This is a genomic window from Pseudoalteromonas sp. CR1, assembly GCF_019392235.1.
In the GTDB taxonomy this organism is placed as follows: domain Bacteria; phylum Pseudomonadota; class Gammaproteobacteria; order Enterobacterales; family Alteromonadaceae; genus Pseudoalteromonas.
On the sequence record NZ_JAHXRM010000006.1, the window covers coordinates 102,565 to 122,969 of the forward strand.

General features: G+C 39.8%; 18 protein-coding genes. 10 read left to right on the plus strand and 8 right to left on the minus strand.

What is annotated here, in order from left to right; genetic code table 11:
- Positions 1–16 precede the first annotated feature (16 nt).
- The 7 genes from proC to KZZ04_RS07590 all read left to right on the plus strand — a co-directional run bounded on the left by proC (position 17) and on the right by KZZ04_RS07590 (position 6,350).
- On the plus strand, positions 17–838 hold the full coding sequence (gene proC, locus KZZ04_RS07560) for a pyrroline-5-carboxylate reductase (RefSeq protein WP_058405826.1): 822 nt from the start codon (positions 17–19) through the stop codon (positions 836–838).
- A gap of 26 nt (positions 839–864) precedes the next feature.
- Positions 865–1,398: a YggT family protein gene (locus KZZ04_RS07565; protein ID WP_058405825.1), complete on the plus strand. Its 534-nt coding sequence runs from the start codon at positions 865–867 to the stop codon at positions 1,396–1,398.
- 60 nt (positions 1,399–1,458) lie between these two features.
- Positions 1,459–1,905, plus strand: coding sequence for a DUF4426 domain-containing protein (locus KZZ04_RS07570; RefSeq protein ID WP_058405824.1), 447 nt, complete (start codon positions 1,459–1,461; stop codon positions 1,903–1,905).
- A gap of 4 nt (positions 1,906–1,909) precedes the next feature.
- On the plus strand, positions 1,910–2,509 hold the full coding sequence (locus KZZ04_RS07575; protein ID WP_058405823.1) for an XTP/dITP diphosphatase: 600 nt from the start codon (positions 1,910–1,912) through the stop codon (positions 2,507–2,509).
- Positions 2,506–3,642 (plus strand): radical SAM family heme chaperone HemW, encoded by a 1,137-nt coding sequence (hemW, locus tag KZZ04_RS07580; protein ID WP_058405822.1) that lies wholly within the window; start codon positions 2,506–2,508, stop codon positions 3,640–3,642. Before KZZ04_RS07575 ends, hemW begins: the two co-directional genes overlap by 4 nt.
- 85 nt (positions 3,643–3,727) lie before the next feature.
- Positions 3,728–5,560 (plus strand): DUF885 family protein, encoded by a 1,833-nt coding sequence (locus KZZ04_RS07585; protein WP_219422304.1) that lies wholly within the window; start codon positions 3,728–3,730, stop codon positions 5,558–5,560.
- 121 nt (positions 5,561–5,681) lie between these two features.
- Positions 5,682–6,350: a hypothetical protein gene (locus KZZ04_RS07590; RefSeq protein WP_219422305.1), complete on the plus strand. Its 669-nt coding sequence runs from the start codon at positions 5,682–5,684 to the stop codon at positions 6,348–6,350.
- 236 nt (positions 6,351–6,586) lie between these two features.
- On the opposite strand, the gene KZZ04_RS07595 is transcribed toward KZZ04_RS07590, so the two are convergent.
- Positions 6,587–7,303 carry an SIMPL domain-containing protein gene (locus KZZ04_RS07595; RefSeq protein ID WP_010556584.1) on the minus strand — a complete coding sequence of 239 codons (717 nt, stop codon included), beginning with the start codon at positions 7,301–7,303 and terminating at the stop codon, positions 6,587–6,589.
- A 113-nt stretch (positions 7,304–7,416) separates the two neighbouring features.
- Here KZZ04_RS07595 and KZZ04_RS07600 point away from each other — a divergent pair, with 113 nt between their 5' ends.
- A complete protein-coding gene (locus tag KZZ04_RS07600; protein ID WP_219422306.1) occupies positions 7,417–10,086 on the plus strand; it encodes a bifunctional acetate--CoA ligase family protein/GNAT family N-acetyltransferase in 2,670 nt (889 codons plus the stop codon).
- Positions 10,087–10,145: 59 nt separating this feature from the next.
- Here KZZ04_RS07600 and KZZ04_RS07605 read toward each other — a convergent pair whose 3' ends face one another.
- Genes KZZ04_RS07605 through KZZ04_RS07615 form a run of 3 tightly spaced genes read right to left on the minus strand, consistent with a single transcriptional unit; the run spans position 10,146 to position 15,286 of the window.
- Positions 10,146–14,654 (minus strand): EAL domain-containing protein, encoded by a 4,509-nt coding sequence (locus KZZ04_RS07605; RefSeq protein ID WP_219422307.1) that lies wholly within the window; start codon positions 14,652–14,654, stop codon positions 10,146–10,148.
- Between the two features lie 24 nt (positions 14,655–14,678).
- Entirely contained in the window at positions 14,679–15,080 is a 402-nt protein-coding gene (locus KZZ04_RS07610) for a GNAT family N-acetyltransferase (protein WP_058405818.1), read from the minus strand.
- Between the two features lie 2 nt (positions 15,081–15,082).
- Entirely contained in the window at positions 15,083–15,286 is a 204-nt protein-coding gene (locus tag KZZ04_RS07615) for a DUF3283 family protein (protein WP_024596204.1), read from the minus strand.
- A gap of 125 nt (positions 15,287–15,411) precedes the next feature.
- Between KZZ04_RS07615 and KZZ04_RS07620 the strand changes: the two genes are divergently transcribed.
- Complete coding sequence (locus KZZ04_RS07620) at positions 15,412–16,110, plus strand: hypothetical protein (protein ID WP_058405817.1); 699 nt, start codon at positions 15,412–15,414, stop codon at positions 16,108–16,110.
- Here KZZ04_RS07620 and KZZ04_RS07625 read toward each other — a convergent pair.
- The 4 genes from KZZ04_RS07625 to zntR all read right to left on the minus strand — a co-directional run bounded on the left by KZZ04_RS07625 (position 16,107) and on the right by zntR (position 19,237).
- On the minus strand, positions 16,107–16,352 hold the full coding sequence (locus tag KZZ04_RS07625; protein ID WP_058405816.1) for a DUF1289 domain-containing protein: 246 nt from the start codon (positions 16,350–16,352) through the stop codon (positions 16,107–16,109). The genes KZZ04_RS07620 and KZZ04_RS07625 overlap by 4 nt on opposite strands.
- Before the next feature lie 112 nt (positions 16,353–16,464).
- Positions 16,465–17,589, minus strand: coding sequence for a 1-acyl-sn-glycerol-3-phosphate acyltransferase (locus KZZ04_RS07630; protein ID WP_058405892.1), 1,125 nt, complete (start codon positions 17,587–17,589; stop codon positions 16,465–16,467).
- Positions 17,590–17,748: 159 nt separating this feature from the next.
- Entirely contained in the window at positions 17,749–18,840 is a 1,092-nt protein-coding gene (locus tag KZZ04_RS07635; RefSeq protein ID WP_058405815.1) for an SO_0444 family Cu/Zn efflux transporter, read from the minus strand.
- Complete coding sequence (gene zntR / locus KZZ04_RS07640; protein WP_058405814.1) at positions 18,827–19,237, minus strand: Zn(2+)-responsive transcriptional regulator; 411 nt, start codon at positions 19,235–19,237, stop codon at positions 18,827–18,829. The genes KZZ04_RS07635 and zntR overlap by 14 nt, the downstream gene beginning before the upstream one ends.
- Positions 19,238–19,339: 102 nt before the next feature.
- Between zntR and KZZ04_RS07645 the strand changes: the two genes are divergently transcribed.
- The gene (locus KZZ04_RS07645; protein WP_058405813.1) at positions 19,340–20,284 is read left to right on the plus strand and encodes a D-2-hydroxyacid dehydrogenase; all 945 of its coding nucleotides are present in this window, start codon (positions 19,340–19,342) and stop codon (positions 20,282–20,284) included.
- Positions 20,285–20,405: the final 121 nt, after the last annotated feature.

Below are 20,405 nucleotides of genomic sequence, written 5' to 3' on the forward strand. Positions count from 1 at the left end.
AGGTAAAAACAGATTTATGTCAGATAAAAAAATCGCATTTATAGGCACAGGTAACATGAGCTACGCTATTATTGGTGGCATGGTAAAAAACGGCTTTGACGCAAATAACATCATTGCGACTAACCGCAACCAAGAAAAGCTTGCAAAGGTAGCAGCCGATTTCAAGGTGCAAACCACCAGTGACAATAACGAAGCCCTACGCGATGCTGATGTAATTGTTTTGTCTGTTAAGCCGCAAATGATGGGCGACCTATGTAAATCGTTTCAAGAATCGGGCATCGACTTCAGTGATAAACTATTTATCTCAGTAGCTGCTGGTTTAACAGTAAGCCGTTTGCGCGAAATGTTAGGGCAAGATGTAAAAATTGTACGTTGCATGCCAAATACACCGTCTTTACTAGGGCGTGGCGTGTCTGGCTTATTTGGTGCTGGCGAAACGCACCAAGAACATGAATTTGTTCAGCAAGTATTCGAGTGCACTGGTATTGTGGTGTGGGTTGACCAAGAAGCAAAGATTAACGACATCATCGCAGTAACAGGTTCATCACCAGCTTACTTTTTCTTATTTATGGAAGCCATTGAAGAAAAAGCTAAAGCGCTGGGCTTTAACGATGAAGATGCCCGTCGCTTAGTACAACAAACAGCACTTGGCGCTGCCGAAATGGCGTTAAGCCAACCAGAAATTAGTATTTCTCAGCTACGCGCAAACGTAACATCTAAAGGCGGTACTACACATGCCGCAGTTGAGCACTTAAAAGACGAAGGCTTAACTAAAACCGTTGGCGATGCCATGGATGCGTGCATTGCTCGAGCGATGCAAATGGAAAAAGAACTTTAAAACTACTTTTTATTGAAGGTTACACTATGAATGCCATGCAATTTTTAATCAGTACCCTGTTTGATTTGTTTTTGATGGTGGTACTGCTGCGTTTTTGGCTACAGTGGGCAAAAGCCGACTTTTACAACCCAATGAGCCAATTTGTGGTTAAAGCAACGTCGTTTGCAGTTAACCCTTTGCGTAAAATTATACCCGGGTTAGGGGGGCTTGATTTAGCCTCACTATTGCTGGCATTTATTGTAGCTATTGCCAAAATTAGTACTTTAATGTTGGTAATTTACGGCGCATGGGCTGCGCAACCGGTGTTTATTCAAGCCCTAATTACCGTATTAAAAGAAGGCTTAAACTTGGTATTTTGGGTATTAATTATCCGCGCAATTTTAAGCTGGGTAAGCCAAGGTTATAACCCTATTGAAGCGGTTTTCCATCAACTTACTGAGCCAATGCTTAAGCCACTTCGTAAAATTATTCCACCAATGGGCGGCTTAGATTTATCAGTACTTGTATTAATTATTGGTATTCAATTTTTACAAATGCTGTTGATGGACTTTTTAGCCTAAGTTTTTGTTTTTAGCAAAAGAGGCCTTATGGCCTCTTTTTTATATTTTTTGGAGTGAACAATGAATCGGTTAATTAAATTTTGTTTTATTGCTTGTTTAACACTCGCGTTTAACGCACACAGCGAACAAACATTGGGCGGGCAATATAAAGAATTAGGTCCGTGGCAAGTACATTACATTGCCTTTCCATCAACCTTTATTCAGCCACAAATCGCCAAAGCATATGGGCTTGAACGCAGTGGCTATAAAGGGATTGTTAATATTTCTGTGTTAAAAAACAATCCAGAGAACACAGCTCAAAAGGCAACGTTATCTGGCACAGCTAGAAACCTACTTGGTAATAAACAAACGCTAAACTTTAAAGAAGTAATTGAAGGTGAGTCAGTTTATTATCTTGCCCAAGTCGACTTTACAAACGAAGAAATACTGCGCTTTGAAATTGAAATACAGCAAAATAATCAATTTCAAACATTGCAATTTCAGCAAAAATTTTACGTAGATAAATAATATTATGAACAAAACTTTAGTCCTTGCCACGGGCAACCCTGGCAAAGTAAGTGAGCTGGCCAACATGCTAAGCCCACTTAATATTAATGTAGTTCCACAAAGTGATTTTAACGTTGGCGAAGTAGCAGAAACGGGCACTACGTTTGTTGAAAATGCCATTATTAAAGCTCGCCACGCAGCTAAAATTACCGGTATGCCAGCAATTGCTGACGATTCCGGCTTAGAAGTTGATGGCTTAAATGGTGCACCTGGTGTTTACTCTGCTCGTTTTGCAGGACAAGGCGCAAGCGATCAAGATAACATAGACAAGCTATTAGCTGAGCTTGCCAATAACCCAGTGCGTAGCGCCCGCTTTTGGTGTGTGTTGGTATTAATGCGCCACGCAGACGACCCGACTCCACTCATCTGTAGTGCGAGTTGGGAAGGTAAGATTACAAAAACTCAACATGGTGAAGGTGGCTTTGGATACGACCCCGTTTTTTATGTTCCGTCACTTGAGTGTACAAGCGCCGAGCTTACAAAAGCACAAAAAAATGCAGTGAGCCACCGCGGTCAAGCATTGCAGGCTTTGCTAAATGAGCTAAAATTAAAAGGCGGCCTGTGACTCTTCCTCCTTTAAGTTTATATGTGCACGTACCTTGGTGTGTGCAAAAGTGCCCCTATTGCGATTTTAATAGCCATGGACAAAAAGGTGACATACCAGAAGCCGAATATGTTCAGCATTTAATAGACGATTTAAAAGCCGACTTACACTTAGTGCAAGGGCGCAAAATTCACAGTATATTTATTGGTGGCGGTACGCCAAGTTTATTAACTGGTGATGCTTACACACGCCTACTAAGCGAAGTAGATAGCCTTATAGGCCTCGCAGATAACTGTGAAATAACCCTCGAAGCAAACCCAGGTACAGTAGAAACAGGCCGCTTTAAAGAGTACGTAAAAGCGGGTATAAACCGCATTTCAATTGGCGTACAAAGCCTGCAAAACGATAAGCTAAAAGCGCTTGGCCGCATTCATGGTGCTAACGAAGCAACTCATGCAGCAGAGCAAGCCAAAGAGGCTGGTTTAAATAGTTTTAATCTTGATTTAATGCACGGCTTACCAGGGCAAACCCTAGACGATGCATTAAGTGATTTAAAGCAAATTATTGCGCTCGATCCCCCACATATTTCGTGGTACCAACTCACTATTGAACCTAATACTCAGTTTGCATCTAAACCGCCAACACTGCCTCAAGATGAAACTCTGTGGGATATTCAAGAGCAAGGCCAAGCCTTACTTGCAAAGGCAGGTTATATACAATACGAAATTTCAGGGTATGCAAAACCGGGCTATCAATGCCAACATAACTTAAATTATTGGCGGTTTGGCGATTATCTAGGGATTGGCTGTGGTGCTCATGGTAAGGTCACCAATGCAAAAACTGGCATAATTACCCGAACTGAAAAGGTCAAACATCCCCGTGGCTACATGGATATGGTAAAACCTTATTTGTACAAAAGTTGGCACGTTGAGCAAGACGATTTGGCCTTTGAGTTTTTTATGAATCGCTTTCGCCTTGTCGAACCATGCCCGATTGAAGACTACAGTGCGCTGACTAATCAGCCATTGCAAAGCCAACAAGCAGCTTTAAATAAAGCCATAAACACCGGTTTATTAATAGAAAAAGACGGTCACTGGCAAGTGAGCCTTAAAGGGCATCGCTTTTTAAATGACCTGCTAGAATTGTTCGTATAATGCATTGGGCGTTATACGTCATGCAAAGCGAATACATGAAAAATTAAAATACCCTAATGGGTTTCTAACAACAAAAGGGAAAACAATGCGTAAACTTACCTTTATTGCAGCAGCTGTGAGTGTTGCACTCCTTGCTGGTTGCCAACAAGCACCACAACAATCTGTAACAACTCCTATTGTACAAGCGCAACCTGTGCAAAGCGAAATTGACAAAGCCAATGCGTTTTTTGAAGATACCTTTAACCGTGATGTAATGAGCAGCCCGGTTTACCAAACTTACATGGGTATTAAAAAAGATTACGATAAGTGGGATGACGGCAGCGAAGAGCAAAAACTCAAAGACCTAGCTGAAACTAAAGCCGATTTAGTTGCCCTAAACGCAATAAACCGCGACCTGCTAGACGATGCAACAAAAGTAAGCTACGACTTAAAAAAACAAGACCTAGAAAGCTCAATTGCTGACTTTAAATGGCGTTACCACAACTACCCGGTAAACCAAATGTTTGGTACGCACTCTATGGTGCCTGCATTTTTAATAAACCAACATTCAATTAGTAACGTTAAAGAAGCAAAAGACTACATTTCGCGTTTAAATGGCGTGCCTACGGTATTTGACCAATTAGTAACTGACTTAGAAACACGTGCAGATAAAGGCATTATTGCGCCTAAATTTGTGTTTCCACATGTTATTGATTCAAGCAAAAACATTATTCAAGGTGCACCGTTTGAAAAAGGTGACGACTCAACACTTTTAGCAGACTTTAAACGCAAAGTAACGGCACTTGAAATCAGCCAAGACGAAAAAGATGCACTTATTAACGAAGCAACTGACGCGTTAAAATCGGCAGTTAAACCAGCTTACTCAAAGCTTATTAACTTCCTAGCACAACTTGAAAAGCGTGCAGATGACCGTGATGGCGCATGGAAATTACCTGAAGGTAATACCTTTTACAATAATGCACTTAAACGCACAACCACCACTGATTTAACTGCAAAAGAAATTCATGCTATTGGCCTATCAGAAGTAAGCCGTATACATGACGAAATGCGTGAAATTAAAGATAAAGTAGGCTTTAAAGGCGACCTAAAAGCGTTTATGCAGTTTATGAAAACTGATAAGCAATTTTACTACCCAAATACAGCTGAGGGTAAACAACGCTACCTTGACGAAGCAACAGCCATGATCGACACAATGAAAGTGCGTCTTGATGAGCTATTTATTGTTAAGCCAAAAGCCGATCTTAAAGTAAAAGCAGTTGAAGCCTTCCGTGAAAAAGCGGCAGGTAAAGCATTTTACCAACAGCCGGCGCCAGATGGTTCACGCCCAGGCATTTACTACGCAAACCTTTATGATATGGAAGCGATGCCAACGTACCAAATGGAAGCATTGGCTTACCATGAAGGTATTCCGGGTCACCACATGCAAATAGCTATTTCGCAAGAGCTTGAAGGCGTGCCTAAGTTCCGTAAATTTGGTGGCTACACAGCCTACATTGAAGGTTGGGGTTTATACTCTGAGCTTGTACCTAAAGAAATGGGTATGTACTCAGACCCATATTCAGATTTTGGCCGCCTTTCTATGGAGTTATGGCGCGCGTGTCGTTTAGTAGTTGATACCGGTATTCACGCAATGAAGTGGACTCGTCAAGAAGGGATTGATTACTACGTAAATAACACGCCTAATGCCACATCTGACGGTGTTAAAATGGTTGAGCGTCACATTGTAATGCCTTCGCAAGCAACCGCTTACAAAGTAGGTATGTTGAAAATTTTAGAGCTACGTGAAGACGCTAAAAAGAAACTTGGCGACAAGTTTGATATTCGTCAATTTCACGATGTAGTGCTTAAAAATGGCCCGGTACCACTAAACGTACTAGAGAACTTTGTAAATGAATGGGTAGCAAGCAAAAAAGCTTAACACTCATTTATAGAGTTAACTAAAAGGTCGCTTATGCGGCCTTTTTTGCATTTTGTACCTTATACCTATTCGCAATAATAGGTTAAGCTAAACAAAAAGGTATTTTAGAGGCGTAAAAATTATGGAGTTATGCATACAATTACTTAACGCACGCATTTCAAAGCATCAGTTAGATGAGCTAGATAATGATTTTAAGCAGTTAAGTCCAGCCCAACAAACACAGCAGCTTAATCATCTTTACGAAAGCGCTTTACGTATGAGTATTAAGTACGACTTTATGCAAAATGTAGCAACACGTATTTTAACAACCAATACGCCACCTGCACCTTTTATCAATCAGTTAACAACCACAGATGCCTTGACGTTTTTTACGCCTGCGCTTAAGGAAAACCAGGGCTTTTTAGCACAAGACACCCAAGGTAATAACGTGTTACACACTGTATTTAAACACGCTAATGCCCAAAAGCTGGCGTTTAATTATGTACGCTCATTAATGTTATTTGAGTCTAACGAGGACCTAGTAAAAGCGCTTGCTCAACCCAATGCTCGAGGCCTAACACCTGTTGCTTGTTATATTGCGTATGCAAATAAACCAAACACACCGGTTAAGCATGAATTTTCAGCGCTGTTAGCTCTGATGGAGATAGAACAAAAACAAAACCCAACAGCTAAACAGCAGCTGGCAAATATATTAAAAGGCATGAGCCTTAACGAAACCAGTATTTTACTTAGTGCTGCATACCTGCAACGCTCAACCGCGCAAGTTGCACATTTAGTTCAAGCGGTTTAGGTCATGATAACCTTGGTGAATTAAAAGTAGCCCACGCTAAGGGCTACTTTCCGGGGGACGAGATTTATAACCGAGTGAGCTAGATTTACCCCCTCCTAACGGCCCTCTTTTCAGCGTATGCTTTTGACTATACTCGTTATTAATTATTTATGAGGAATAACTCACCCTGATAGGTTATTCCCTACATAAATACTAATTACACCGCTGTAAATTTAATCTCGAATATTAAATAGCCCTTAGTCGTTTAAGTAGTACTCAACAGTGGTTACTACTCTTACGTTTTTTATTTGTGGTGTATTTGAATCGCGGTTAGTAATACTAAACTGCCCTTGGCGAGCTGTTTTTATTTTGCCTAATTTTGAATTGGAATCTCTCGCAAACTTGTTAGCCACTTCGCGCGCTTTTTCAGTTGCTTGTTGCACCATGGCCGGTTTTACATCGTTTAGGCCTGTGAAAATATACTCAACACGTGTTTCGTAACTATCTTGCACTATGGCAATATTTTGTTTAGCTAATTGGCTTACTTTGCTCAGTGCATTTTGTACCTTGTCTACAGCGCTAGAATACACGGTCATATTTGAACGAACAATGTACCTAAATTGCTGGTTTTCATTGCCGTACTCGCGCGCCTGTTTATCTACAATCGATTGGCTACCAAGTGATATTTCAGCGTCATCAAAACCATGCAGTTTTAAAAATGCGATCACGGCGGCGTTTTTTTTCTCAACCCTATTCACTAACTTTTCAAGGTCGTTATCTGCATCGCTAAATTGCAAAGGCCATATAACAGTATCGGCAATTACCTCTTGCTCTGCTAGCCCTTTAACTTGTACGGTGCGCTCCATTTCTTTTACATTGAGTGCTGCACTTTTTAAAATAAACCCTAAGCTAATTAAGCCAAGGCTTAAAAAAATAGCCGCCAGCACAGTATGAAAACCAGGTGTTTTAATCACAGAACACTCCTTGATTGATATCAATAATACGCATCTATAAACTCGAAATAACCTTTCAAACAGAGTACATTGAGACAATACATAACGCAAAATTTTAAAGCTAAGGAAACGCAATGAGCCTAAAGCGAATTAGTCAGTTTTTTAACCCAAGCTCAGTGGCAGTAATAGGTGCGTCAAATAACGCCTCTCGTGCCGGTTTTGTCGTTATGCGTAATTTGTTACAAGGCGGTTTTAAAGGGCCGATCATGCCCGTAACGCCAAGCTATAGTGCTGTTCATGGCGTGCTTGCATACTCATGTATTACTGAGTTACCTAAAGTGCCTGACCTTGCCGTTATTTGTACCAATAAAAATACTCTGTTAGACATCATTAGCCAACTTGGCGAGCTTGGCTGTAAAAGCGCTATTATTATTGCCGATGGCTTAACGAATGATCAAAAAAGTACGCTAAAAACATGCGCTCAAACACATAACGTCACTTTGTTAGGCCCTAATAGCTTAGGGCTATTAATTCCCCATATTGGTTTAAATGCCAGCTTTTCTCATACAGTGGCAAGCCCGGGTAAAATTGCATTTGTATCGCAATCTGCAGCGGTATGTTCAACCATATTAGATTGGGCTAAAAATAAAGATATTGGCTTTTCGTACTTTGTTTCTGTGGGTGGGTGTTTAGATATAGATTTTGACGAGCTGCTCGACTTTTTAGGGCGTGATGCAAAAACTAAAGCCATTTTGCTTTATATTGATAACATTGAAGATATTCGTGGCTTTATTTCTGCAGCAAGAGCGGCTGCATTTAGTAAACCCGTTATTGCCATAAAAACAGGAAAAACAAATGCTGGCGCTCTTGCGGCAGAGATCCATAGCGGTGGAAAACAAAGCTCTGATGCCGTATACGATGCGCTCTTTCAACGTGCGGGTATGCTGCGCGTTAACGACCTACGCGAGCTATTTGCAGCAACACAAACACTAGCAATGCACCCAAAATTATTACAAGTTGAACAGCTTACTATTTTAACAAATGGTGGGGGGCCGGGTGTTATGGCGGTTGATGAGCTAATTCAACGTTCTGGAAAGTTAGCGGCGCTTAGTAGCGAAACACGCAGTGCGCTTAATCACGTTATCCCCCGCTCAGAAACAACCTCTAACCCAATTGATATTTTTGGTGACTCAGCACCAGCGCGTTACAAACAAGCATTAGAAATATTATTGCATGCAAAAGAAGTGAAGAACTTACTAATAATACATACACCATCGGCACTGGCGCCAAGTGAAGACTATGCCGATGTTATTGTTCAAGCGCTGCAAACGTTGCCAAAAATGGCTCGTCCTTATGTGTTTACCAACTTTATGGGAGAAGACGCCTCTTTTGCAGCCAGAAAAATATGCGCTAACAATGCAATCCCTACTTATCGAACACCTGAAGGGGCCGTTGGCGCCTTTATGCACTTAGTAACATATCGTCGAAACCAAAAGCATTTAACGCAAACACCTGAGTCAAACACCGACGATGCAAAAATAAATAAAGCCGCCGCTACAGCATTAATCTCTGAATTTTTAGACGAGGAGCAAACCTATTTACCCACTCACAGTGCAAGCCAGATATTAAGCCACTACGGTGTTGAATGCATTGAAACTAAAGTAGCTTACACCCCAACCGAAGCTAAAGAGCAAGCCATTGAACTTGGCTTTCCGGTCGCACTTAAGCTCATAAGCCCAAGTATTGCTTCAAAGTCTGAAGTCGGTGGCGTGGTATTAAACCTAAATGATGCAAGTGAAGTTGAACAAACGGCTTTTGCGATGCTGATTCGTATTAAAAATACTTACCCAGATGCGACGATTGATGGGTTTTCCTTACAAAAAATGGCCCCTCGTGCAGGTGCTAATGAATTGCGTATTGCCATTAAAACAGAGCCTAATTTTGGCCCCGTTATTTTACTTGGCGAAGCAGGTACCGGGCTTGAATACGCTCAAGCAGCAGTAGCTCTCCCTCCCCTTAACATGAACCTAGCTAAGTATTTAATTGCCGCAGCTCACGATAAAGGCGTGCTTAAAGATCGCATTTTGCCCGAAAAGGTCGGCAAATATCGTTTATGCGCGTTGCTCACACGGATTTCGCAACTGGTTATCGATCAATCCGATATCAGCGCAATGGAACTTAATCCTATTCTTGCTAGTAATGGGCAGTTTTTAGTGCTTGATGCCACCATAACCCTAAATAAATACCAGTCAAAAAGTAACCGTAAACGCTTGTGTATTCGCCCTTACCCAATTGAACTTGTTGAAATAGTGACCCTTAAAAATAATACCCAAGCAACGCTAAGGCCTATTAAACCTGAAGATGAACAGGCCCATAAGGCATTTGATCAATCACTTAATAAAGAAGATCGTTACAAACGCTTTTTTGGTGAGTTACCTCAGTTTAATCATGACCAACTCGCAAAAATGACTCAAATTGATTACGACCGCGAAATGGCATTTATTGTTTGCCAACGCTCAGAGGGAAAAACACGTACCTTAGGGGTTTCGCGTGTAATTATGGACCCTGATAATATACACGCAGAATTTGCTATTGTTGTACGTTCTGATTGCCAAGGTCTGGGCCTTGGACGAATATTAATGAACGCAGCAATTAATCACTGTAAACGCCAAGGCATTGAATGGATTGAGGGCATAACATTACCAGAAAACACAGGGATGATTGAACTCGCCCGTAAGTTGGGCTTTAAAGTTAGCCGCGATTTTGAAGAAGGCAGTATTAACATGGTACTCAACACAAAATAATACAACGCTCAGGCAAGGCGCAAAGCGCCTATACCTGGGTTTATGAGGTTTAATGTTTTTTAGCTCTCGCTAAAAGTACCTTGCCAGTCACGTGTTATAAGCGCAGGAACATCTAAACTAGGCACCGGCTTACTAAACAAATAACCTTGAAAATGTTTACACCCTAACGCGCTTAAAAATGTAAGTTGCTGCTTACTTTCAACACCTTCCGCTACGCACTCTTTTCCTAAACTATGCGCCAGTGTGAGTGTTGATTCAATAATGGCCTCATCATCAGAGTCAATACCTATGTCTTGAACAAAGCTTCGGTCAATTTTAAGCACATCAATAGGAAAACGCTTTAAATAAGTAAGCGATGCATAACCAGTCCCAAAGTCGTCCATATACAGCTTACAGCCTAGCTCTTTTAACTTTTTCATACTTTGCAGTGCAAGGCTCGAGTCGCGCATTAAAATAGATTCGGTTATTTCAAATACAATTGCCTCCGATGGCACATTAGCATTAATAAGTGCTTTTTTTATCTCTGGCACGAGCTCTATAAACTCAAAATCTAAAGCCGATAAGTTAATTGATAAATACAACTCGGGCGATACTTTTCGCCATTTATTAAGCTCTGTTAATGCTCTTGCAAATGTTTGCAGCATTATTTTAGTTATTAACCCAACACCTTCAGCCGCAAGAGAAAACTCCTGCGTTTCAATAAGCTTATTTTCAGGCCAACGTAGTAAAACCTCAAAGCCCTCTGTTGTATAAGTTTGGGCATTTATAATAGGTTGATAGTAATTACAAAACTCATGCTGTTGATAAGCTTTTGTCAGCTGCGATTCTAAGTGAAGCGCTTTTTGAACATGCTTATTCATTTCTTGTTTATAAAATTGATAATTACTCTCAAGCGCTCCCTTGGCATGGTAAAGCGCAATATTAGCGGCCTTCAACAACGCACTACTTTGCGTTGCATCATCGGGAGAAATAGCAACACCAATGCTTAAATTAATATTTACCACTTGCTCGTTAATGCTGATGTTTTGGTTCACGCAATCCATTAGCTTTGTGCAAATAAGAAGCACTTCTTCAATTTGTTGAATATCTTCAACAAGCACAACAAATTCATCTCCTCCAAACCGTGCGATACTGTCTGAGGAACGCAATGAACACTTTAATCGCTCGGCTACTTTTTTAATAAGTTCATCGGCGGCCTCATGCCCAAGTGAATCATTAAAATATTTAAAACGCTTAATATTAATATGTAATAAAGCAACTTTGCATAGGTGCTTTTGAGCTTGCTCAAGAGCATGTTCAACACGATCATTAAACAGAGTACGATTAGGTAGTCCCGTTAAAACATCAAAATTAGTTAATTGGTGTAATTCACTTTCGGCCAATTTTTGTGCGTGTATATCAGTTAAAATTATCACGTAACTACTTAAACGTTGCTCTGTATCGGCGACCGCGCTTATTTTTACTAACACATGACGCGTTTCGCCGTTATGAAGACACACAGTGTCTTCGCAGGAAAAATGCTCTCCCTCCGAGAGCTTTTTCATAATACGTAAGTAATCAACACGATTTTTTGGCGACATCCCCAAGTGTAGCGTTCGGCTTGAGGTGGGCTCTGCAGCAAAGTTAAACGCCGTTTGTAACGACTTATTAGAGGCACGTACATTAAAGTTTTTATCGAGAATAAATACCCAATCACGGGTTTGCTCAAACGCAGCGGTAAATAAGCGAGCATGTTCTTCGTAAACCATCTCACGGGTCATATTAGTGTATGTACCCGCTACTTTTTGGGGCGTTCTTTCATCCCACTCAACCACTTTGCCAAAGTCTTTATACCAACGCCAATAGCCTTTGGCATGACGCACACGGTATGTGCAGTTAAAGTAGCCCTTATCGGTAGATAAAAACTCTAGCCACTCTAAACGAAATAATTGCTTATCTTGAGGATGTATTTTAGCTAAATATTCATCTAGGTTAACAGTATCGTTATTGTAACCAAGCTCATTACTTAAGCGAGGCTGGTAAATACTTGGATTACTTGACTGCCAATCCCATACACCCGACTCACTGCCCTCTAATGCGAGTTTTAAGCGCGACTCACTCTCTTTACTTTCTTTATGAGCGGCTAACAAAATACGTTGAATTTTATTACGTCGCCTTACCCACATTGCAATAAAAAATAAAAATAACGCGGCATACAGCACCATAAAATAAGGAGCGCGCCAAAGGGGATATTTAACCTTTATTTTTAATGTTGCAGGCTTGGTATAGCTTCCCGTTAACGGGTCTTTTGCCCATACTTTTAATGTATAGTTACCCGGGTTTAACTTAGGAAAAAGGACCCGGTTATTGTTACGCGCATAGGTTTTTTGCCCGTTATCGAGTTGATACTCGTAAATAATGCGTTCTTGATTGCTAAAAGCCATTGCAGAAAAAGCCACTTCAAGACCAATATCATCGTGGTTTAATATTATTTCATTGAGGGGCTGTTTTAAATCGCGGGATAATTCTCGCGACATTAAATTTACTCGTGTAATATTTACATGCTCTATTAGTGGTTGGTAACTTTGGTTTTCCATTGGATGAAAATACGTTAACCCTTTTAAACCGCCATATACAATTCGTCCGTCTTTAAGCTTAGCCATTGCAGAGCTATTAAACTCAGCAGATAAAAGCCCTTCTGCTGTACTAAACTGCTGAAAATGGCGTGTTACAGGATTTAAACGCCATATCCCTTTATGACTGCTCATCCAAATCATGCCATCATCGTCAAGCACCATGCTATAAAGTAATGTCCCTAGTTTGTTTTTATCTAGATCAATAGTATGCACGTGCTCGTAGGTTGATGAGTCAATACCTATCAAGCCAAAGTTAGACAATGAGATCCATAAAACATCATTATTATCTATCACGTATGAAAGCACACTTATCGCAACATTCTCATGCTGCTTAGGTACTTTATAGATCATCTTTAACGCTAAGTTAGTCGGATTTAATTGATATAAAATACCCGCATTAAAAAACAGCGGCCAATCGGGTTTATTTGGTAAAGGAGGTAAAAATCCATGCGCTAAAAACGGGTTAAACTGTGCCAATTCGCCCCCCAATCGAGTGACAATTTGACTATCTATGTTGTAAACAAATGCACCGTGATCACGATGCATAAAGTATAAATCGCCGTTAGGCATTAGAGTAACGCCATGTACCCAGCCAGTTATGTGATCTTGGTTTGCTTTATTTTTTGTTTTTGGCTCACTCACTTGATAAGTATTTGGGTCAAAAATGAGTAAACCTCGGTTTGTATTCAGCCAGAGCTTATTGTTATATGGCATTATTTGCCAAATACTAAAATCGCTGGTGTATAGGTCAGCCTTGTAATCTTTTAAGTAAACCTTGCTGGTATTCGTTTTTAAATCAACTTCAGTTAATCCATTATTTGTCGCAAGCCAAAGCTTTTCGTTAAACTCGGTTATTCCCCATATCGAATGGTGGGATAAACCGTCTCCTCCTAATAAACTGCCATCAACATTATTAAAATGGTATGTATCTTTAGATAGATAAAAAGCACCATCACTTTTTGTAGCAACCCATACCCCCCCTGTCTTATCTTTAGCCATATCAATAATACTGGTATCGGCTAGGGTATACTTACTCTGTGTAATTCGTGTGTTTTTTATCAATTCACCGGTATTTAAATCAAATTTAAATAGCCCTTTATCTGTAGCTAGATCTATTTCACCTTGGTTGTAATCTATCTTCCACACATTAAGGTCGGCCAGTAATACCTTATTTTTAAAGGCAATATCAGGACGCTCAAACATGCTTGGCAAATCGCTAATATCAACCTGATACATCCCCTTTACGGCCCCCACTAATAACTGGCCATTTTCTCCCAACGCAAACGACTTCACGTTGTTTTGATAAATATGATCAGCTTCGCCCTTTAAATGCTGCAGTGGACGGGTTAAATTATTTGCAATATCATAAACATAGGCGCCATGAGTGGTCGCTATAAAAATATAGCCATTGTAATGAAATAAACTTCTTACTAAGGTGTTTTTAAATTCACTGGGTAGCTCAAAAATAGACTCAATAACCCCAGTTTGTACATCAAGTCTTGCAAAGTCTCGGCCTCGCCCAATCCACAAGGAATCTGAGTCTGCAGCCACCATACTAAAAACTGATTGATTAAAAATTTGTTCTTCATTACTGGGGGGATCTAAAAACTGCTTGTAAGTGTCAGTAGTCGGGTCGTATCTAAAAAGCCCCTCAAGTAATGAGGCAATCCATATATATCCATCTAAGTCTTGGTATATACGATCAATTATTGCTTCTTCAAGCTCACCATTAGGGCCATTAATAGGCGTTACTTGATAGCCATCATAACGATTTAAACCACCTTCGGTAGAAAGCCATAAATAACCATTATTATCGATTAGTATGGTGTTAACGTAACTTTGAGATAAACCTTCACTAGGAGATAAACGCTTTACTTGTGCACCAGCCTGGTAACTAAAAATAGTTATTAAAACTACTAAGCAACTTAAAATCCAATTAACGCCCTTACTCATGGTCATTCCATATCGTTTTTTATTTTATGGGTACTCTAGTGCGACAATGTTTCGGTGCTTATACATATCAAAAAGTACGTGTATTTCAGGAGTATATGTTAACACTTGGTTAAAACCAATACTGCGGTATAAATCGGCAATGTTTTTAAATGCAAAGGTATAAACATGCATGTGCTGATGCGTTAAAAGATCGGTTATTAATTGTTTTGCCACCCCTTTTGAACGATGTTCTGGCGCAACATAAACCGTAGATAAAAACAAAAATGTGGTTTTATTTTGTAGCCTACAAGCGGCCACTATGTGTGTGCCTAAATAAATAACCCACACTTGATCTTGCTTATTAGCACGCCCGCTAACTCCATGGACTTTGTAAAATTTATTCACCAAGGGTGTTTTTACTGTGTCTAATAATTGGGTGGTATACATTTTTAACTAAGCATTAATGCTAAATATTGCTCAAACTTTTGCTTTAACACCATTTGCTCCGCAACGGGGCGACTATGGATTGTGTTATAAACTTGCTCACGCGTTTTTTTATTGCGTTTAATTTGATAGGCCCAAAATGAAGCCTCGTAATCGAGCTGTATTTGATATTTTTCTTCACGCGGTAATAAACACAAGTTAAAACTCACAGGTTTTCCTCATTATTTGAATTGTTACAGTTTCAAGAACGGCCCTTGAATTGCTGGGCAAAAACCAAGCATATTGCTATTATACGCGTCTTATTTATTTATCTCAGCTGTAATTGGAAATGATAATGCAAAGACGCTGTAGTATGTTGTTTCTATTAATTAGTTTAATATTTAGCGCAGCCAGTTATAGCAACCAAAATACGCTGACATTTAATCGCCCCGATAACGTCCCGCAGGCAAATTATGTATTAGAGCTCCTTAGTCTTGCCTATAAAGAAATAGGCTACGATATTCACCTTATCGATTTTAGCCCCCAAAATGCATTACGAGCTGCCAATAATGGGGTGCTTGATGGACAACTTGGCCGAGACAGCAGCATAGAAATTGATTTTCCAAATCTACTGCGCGTAGACTTCGAATTATTTAAATTTAAGTTGCTGCTTTATAAAAATTGCCAACAAAGCATATTAGAGCGGCTTGATAATATTGCTATTTTAGCTAATTGCCCAATACAAGCTCAATATATAAAAAATACGCATTTTGATGGCAACGTTATTGAAGTAAAAAATTTAAGCACACAGCTAAACTTACTTACCCAAGGAAAAGTGAAAGGCATATTGTTACTTGATTTTGCATCAGACAACCAGCCAATAAATCAACATGGTCTTTGCTATCAAAAAGAAGTGTTACGTGTAACGCCTGTTTACCACTACTTAAATAAACGACATGCGCACTTAATTGACGGGTTAAAAACAGCCTTAAATAAACTTCACAATAATGGCACCGTTTATGCGCTCAAAGCCAAATATAATATGTATGATTAAAAATCAAAGCCCTGCTGATATATTGCGCTATCACCACCGTGTGCTTGCTGTTTTTTGAGTAAATAACGCTTATAACGCTGTTGGCACAAACTGATGACTTTCTTTTTTTGCGCGTTAGTGAGCGAATTCCACATAAACCGTTCATCACGGCTGCGGTAGCATCCTTTGCAGTACCCCCTATTGTTAACTAAGCAAATACTTTTACAAGGACTTGGAATATCAAATATTTCAATTTGTTGCATCGTATTCGCCGCTCAATTATGGTCTTGTATTTAGTATAGCGTTATTTTTAAACAAAAAAAAAGTAGCAATATTATTGCTACTTTATACACAATTTATTTAACGCTAATAAAGTTAGGGTCTCGTATTTATTTGTGCTTTGCGATGAAATGGTTTGGCGTACATCGCTAATACAAGTGGCTTAAGCTCTTCAGGCACTTGTGACATTCGTTGTTCAAATGTTGCTGTATCTGGAGAGTTAATTACCGATTCTTTACAGCCACCTGCAATGTAATTGCCTGGGTGTAAGTAAAACGAATCCACTATTTGTTGATCAATTGTAGTGGCTAACTCTTCAGCGCTATCACATTGAGATTCAATAGGTAGTCCAAAAGCAAGGTGAACATGACCTTTTGCCGTACTAAAGCCCTCAACAATACTTAAAATATCTTCACCCGCCGACTTGATATATTCACCATGTTGTTGCTTATGATAAAGCTCTTTAGCTTTTGCTATAGCACAAGGTTCGTATTGATAAGAAATAGACACGGGGACTACTTTCAACTCTTTAATATATTCACCAAATTCTTTTTTTTGTTTTCGGCCATTGAGTTGTAGCATTTTTAATAGTGCCGGATCGGTTTGATCGAACCCGTCTTTTGCTCGACCTTCTTTTTGTGCAATCCAGATAGAGTGGCCACCCATTAAAGAGTCATAAATATACGATGATAATTGAGTAAGCGCTTTTAACATTTCTTTAGGTGCTTTAGCAGAGCGTTTAACAATAAAGCTTTTATTTAAACGCATTAGTTCTGTTATGTAAGGTATTTGCAGTAAGTTGTCACCAATTGCAATACGCACCGTTTTCATTTTATGTTGATATAGCCCCCAGTTTACAAGTGCAGGATCAAGCACTATATCGCGGTGGTTAGAAACAAATAAGTAAGCTTGGTTAGGATCTAGCTTGTCTAAACCTGAAAAGGTAACTTTTGAGGTTGTGCGTTTTATAAGTTTATCTAAATATTTAGCAACTTCATTTTGAACATCTTCAACGTTTGTTACTTTTCCCCACTTTTTGCGTAGTTGGCTTCTTACCAATGGGCGGGCAATAAATGGCACTGCTGATAGAAAGCGCGGTAAGTTATACTTAGCAATGACATCTATAAATGCATCATCACTCATTAAACGCGCTAGCGATGCGTTAACCTCATCGTCGTTGTAAGGTCTTATGTCTGCGTACTTGTCTTCTAATTCACTCATTACTGCATCTATAAAGTTAAAAAACGGCACGTAAAATACGTGCCGTTTGCATTATTGGTTCGAGTATAACTCAGGCAAACTAAAATGCGAACTAAGTCAGACTATTGCAATTTAATACACACTAATAAGCAAGCTTAAAAGTACTTATATAACAATAAATTAAGAAATGCTCTTACCAGTTACCTTTCGCTTTGCCTGTAGTGCTATGACAAGCAAACGCAGAATAAGTGCGATTAAAATTACACCACAAACAAAGCTTAGCCAATGGGGTAATACTTGATGCTCTTCACCTAGTAGGGGGGAAACAACGAAACCAAACTCCATTACTAAATAATCCGTTAAAAAACCAAAAATCAACGCAACCCCAATAACCCCTGTGAGATAGGCGAATACAGCACGCTTACCAAGCTCATTAGCAACCACACCTAACGTAGCAATATTTGTTGCCGGCCCTGCGAGCATAAACACTAACACCGCTCCCGGCGATACTCCACTCAATAACAAGCCTGCAGCAATAGGCGTAGATGCAGTGGCACAAATATACATGGGTATACTGATCAAAATCACCACCAGCATAGCCAGAATCCCACTGCCCCAATGTGTTAAAAATGATTCTGGAACATAAGTTTGTACCAATGCGGCAAAGAATAAACCAATCATTAACCAGACCATGGTATCTGATAGTAGTTTATTGCAGCTAAAACTTATCGCTCGTCGTATCTTCTGCGATTGACTTTGCAATGCCTTGTTTGGTTTATCACAGCAACTGGTTTTGACTTCTAGCTCCGCCGTTTTAGACGCACAGCAACTGATTTTTGTTTGCGCATCTGCCGTTGGCTTTGTCTGCTGCCTATCAGTATCTCGCCCCACTAACACACCTGCAACAATAGCACTGCAAATCGCAGCTATGGGACGAATAATAGCCATAAACGGACCTAATAACGCATACGACACAGACACAGAATCAACCCCCGTTTCAGGCGTCGATACTAAAAACGCTGTAGTCGCACTTTTTGAAGCTCCTGCGCGTCTTAAGCCTATTGCAGCAGGTATAACACCACATGAACACAACGGCATCGGTGCTCCAATTAAAGCCGCTTTCACTGTGGTCAAAAAGCCTTCTTTACCCAAATGTTTATTTAAAAAATTGGCCGGTAAATACACATTTAATAACCCAGCAATCAACAAACCCAGCATTAACCAAGGGGCAGATACTAAAAACAACTGCCAAAAATTATTAAGTAAGTCCATCGATGTCCTCCAAGGTTGTTAATATTGAACAGTTATCAGCGGGCTCTTGTCCGCCACAGCACTTATCAGCAAGTACCGATAGCGATTGATGAAAACGTGTTAGCTCAGCAATGCGCTCTGCAACTAGATCACGCTTTTGTATCGTTAAATCTTTCACTTCATGGCACGAATGCTGGTGCTTTTTAAATTTTATTTGCAGTAACTCTTTGATCTCTAACAAGCTAAAACCAACATTTTTAGCACGTAAAATAAACTTCATTTGCTTCAGTGATGCCTCACCATAATCACGATAACCGGCTTCTGTTCGAGTTAATGGCGTTAACAAATTATGTTTTTCATAGTATCTTAGGGTATCTGTTGAGACACCTAACTGATTTGCAAACTCACCTATTTTCATTTGTTTCTCCAATGAGTGTATTCTCAACTGATGCCAACTATAAACCTTAGAGTACACACCAAGGTCAAGTATTAAAATTATTTTACTTAATTAGGATACATCATGAAAATTACCGTTCTCGATAACGCCACATTAGCAAATACATCTCTTGCCTGCATAGAGCAGTTGGGAAGCCTTACGACCTATGACCTTACCAGTCCAGAGCAAGTTATTGAGCACAGCAAAGAAGCTGACGTTTTAATTACTAATAAAGTGGTGTTAAATCGCGAAACAGTTAGCCGGCTAAAAAATCTAAAACTAATATGTGTAAGCGCCACGGGCACTAATAATGTCGATTTAGAAGCCGCTAAAGAGCTTGGCATCGCAGTGACAAATGTTGCTGGTTACTCTACACCTTCAGTTGTTCAACACACCTTTTCTTTAATAACAAACCTACTTGGAAATACTCATCGTTATCAAGCTGATTGCCAACAAGGAGCATGGCAAAAAAGTGAGATGTTTTGTCGTCTTGATTACAGCTTTAATGATTTACAAGGTAAAACACTCACCATTATCGGCGGCGGCACGCTAGGGCAAGCCGTTGCAAAAGTAGCTGACGCATTTGGTGCTAATGTAGTTATGTCTGAGCGCAAAGGCGCAGCATGTCGTGATGGCCGAACGCCTTTTGATGAAGCTATTAAAACAGCCGATATAATTAGTGTTCATTGCCCACTAACAGACGATACCCGAGACCTAATCACGCTCAACGAATTTAATATGATGAAGCCCAACTGCCTTATTATTAACACAGCACGTGGCGGTATAATTAATGAGGCCGATTTAACAACGGCACTTGAGCAAAACATTATTGCTGGCGCAGGGGTCGATGTATTAACGAAAGAGCCCGCAGAACATTCAAATCCGCTAGCCAATTATAAAGGGGACAACCTATTACTCACACCCCATATTGCGTGGGCAAGCACTGAGTCAATCGTACGATTAGTTAAAGAAGTAAGTTTAAATATAAAAGCGTTCAAGCAAGGAGAATCTCGTAGCCGCTTAGTTTAGAACTTGTCTTAGCCAAGTAACCTGAGCTCTGAATAGTAAATAACTTAATCAGCGCTTAGGTTAAATAAACTAAAAAATGGTTTTTTTTGCTAATTTTTTTATTTTTTAAAATTAAAAAACA

Bases quoted from the DNA above. Each gene is read 5' to 3' on its own strand.
- KZZ04_RS07635 (WP_058405815.1), bottom strand. From the start codon at position 18,840: ATGGACTTACTTAATAATTTTTGGCAGTTGTTTTTAGTATCTGCCCCT.
- proC (WP_058405826.1), top strand. From the start codon at position 17: ATGTCAGATAAAAAAATCGCATTTATAGGCACAGGTAACATGAGCTAC.
- zntR (WP_058405814.1), bottom strand. From the start codon at position 19,237: ATGAAAATAGGTGAGTTTGCAAATCAGTTAGGTGTCTCAACAGATACC.
- KZZ04_RS07575 (WP_058405823.1), top strand. From the start codon at position 1,910: ATGAACAAAACTTTAGTCCTTGCCACGGGCAACCCTGGCAAAGTAAGT.
- KZZ04_RS07600 (WP_219422306.1), top strand. From the start codon at position 7,417: ATGAGCCTAAAGCGAATTAGTCAGTTTTTTAACCCAAGCTCAGTGGCA.
- KZZ04_RS07620 (WP_058405817.1), top strand. From the start codon at position 15,412: ATGCAAAGACGCTGTAGTATGTTGTTTCTATTAATTAGTTTAATATTT.
- KZZ04_RS07565 (WP_058405825.1), top strand. From the start codon at position 865: ATGAATGCCATGCAATTTTTAATCAGTACCCTGTTTGATTTGTTTTTG.
- KZZ04_RS07570 (WP_058405824.1), top strand. From the start codon at position 1,459: ATGAATCGGTTAATTAAATTTTGTTTTATTGCTTGTTTAACACTCGCG.
- KZZ04_RS07630 (WP_058405892.1), bottom strand. From the start codon at position 17,589: ATGAGTGAATTAGAAGACAAGTACGCAGACATAAGACCTTACAACGAC.
- KZZ04_RS07645 (WP_058405813.1), top strand. From the start codon at position 19,340: ATGAAAATTACCGTTCTCGATAACGCCACATTAGCAAATACATCTCTT.
- KZZ04_RS07585 (WP_219422304.1), top strand. From the start codon at position 3,728: ATGCGTAAACTTACCTTTATTGCAGCAGCTGTGAGTGTTGCACTCCTT.
- KZZ04_RS07605 (WP_219422307.1), bottom strand. From the start codon at position 14,654: ATGAGTAAGGGCGTTAATTGGATTTTAAGTTGCTTAGTAGTTTTAATA.
- KZZ04_RS07590 (WP_219422305.1), top strand. From the start codon at position 5,682: ATGGAGTTATGCATACAATTACTTAACGCACGCATTTCAAAGCATCAG.
- KZZ04_RS07625 (WP_058405816.1), bottom strand. From the start codon at position 16,352: ATGCAACAAATTGAAATATTTGATATTCCAAGTCCTTGTAAAAGTATT.
- KZZ04_RS07610 (WP_058405818.1), bottom strand. From the start codon at position 15,080: ATGTATACCACCCAATTATTAGACACAGTAAAAACACCCTTGGTGAAT.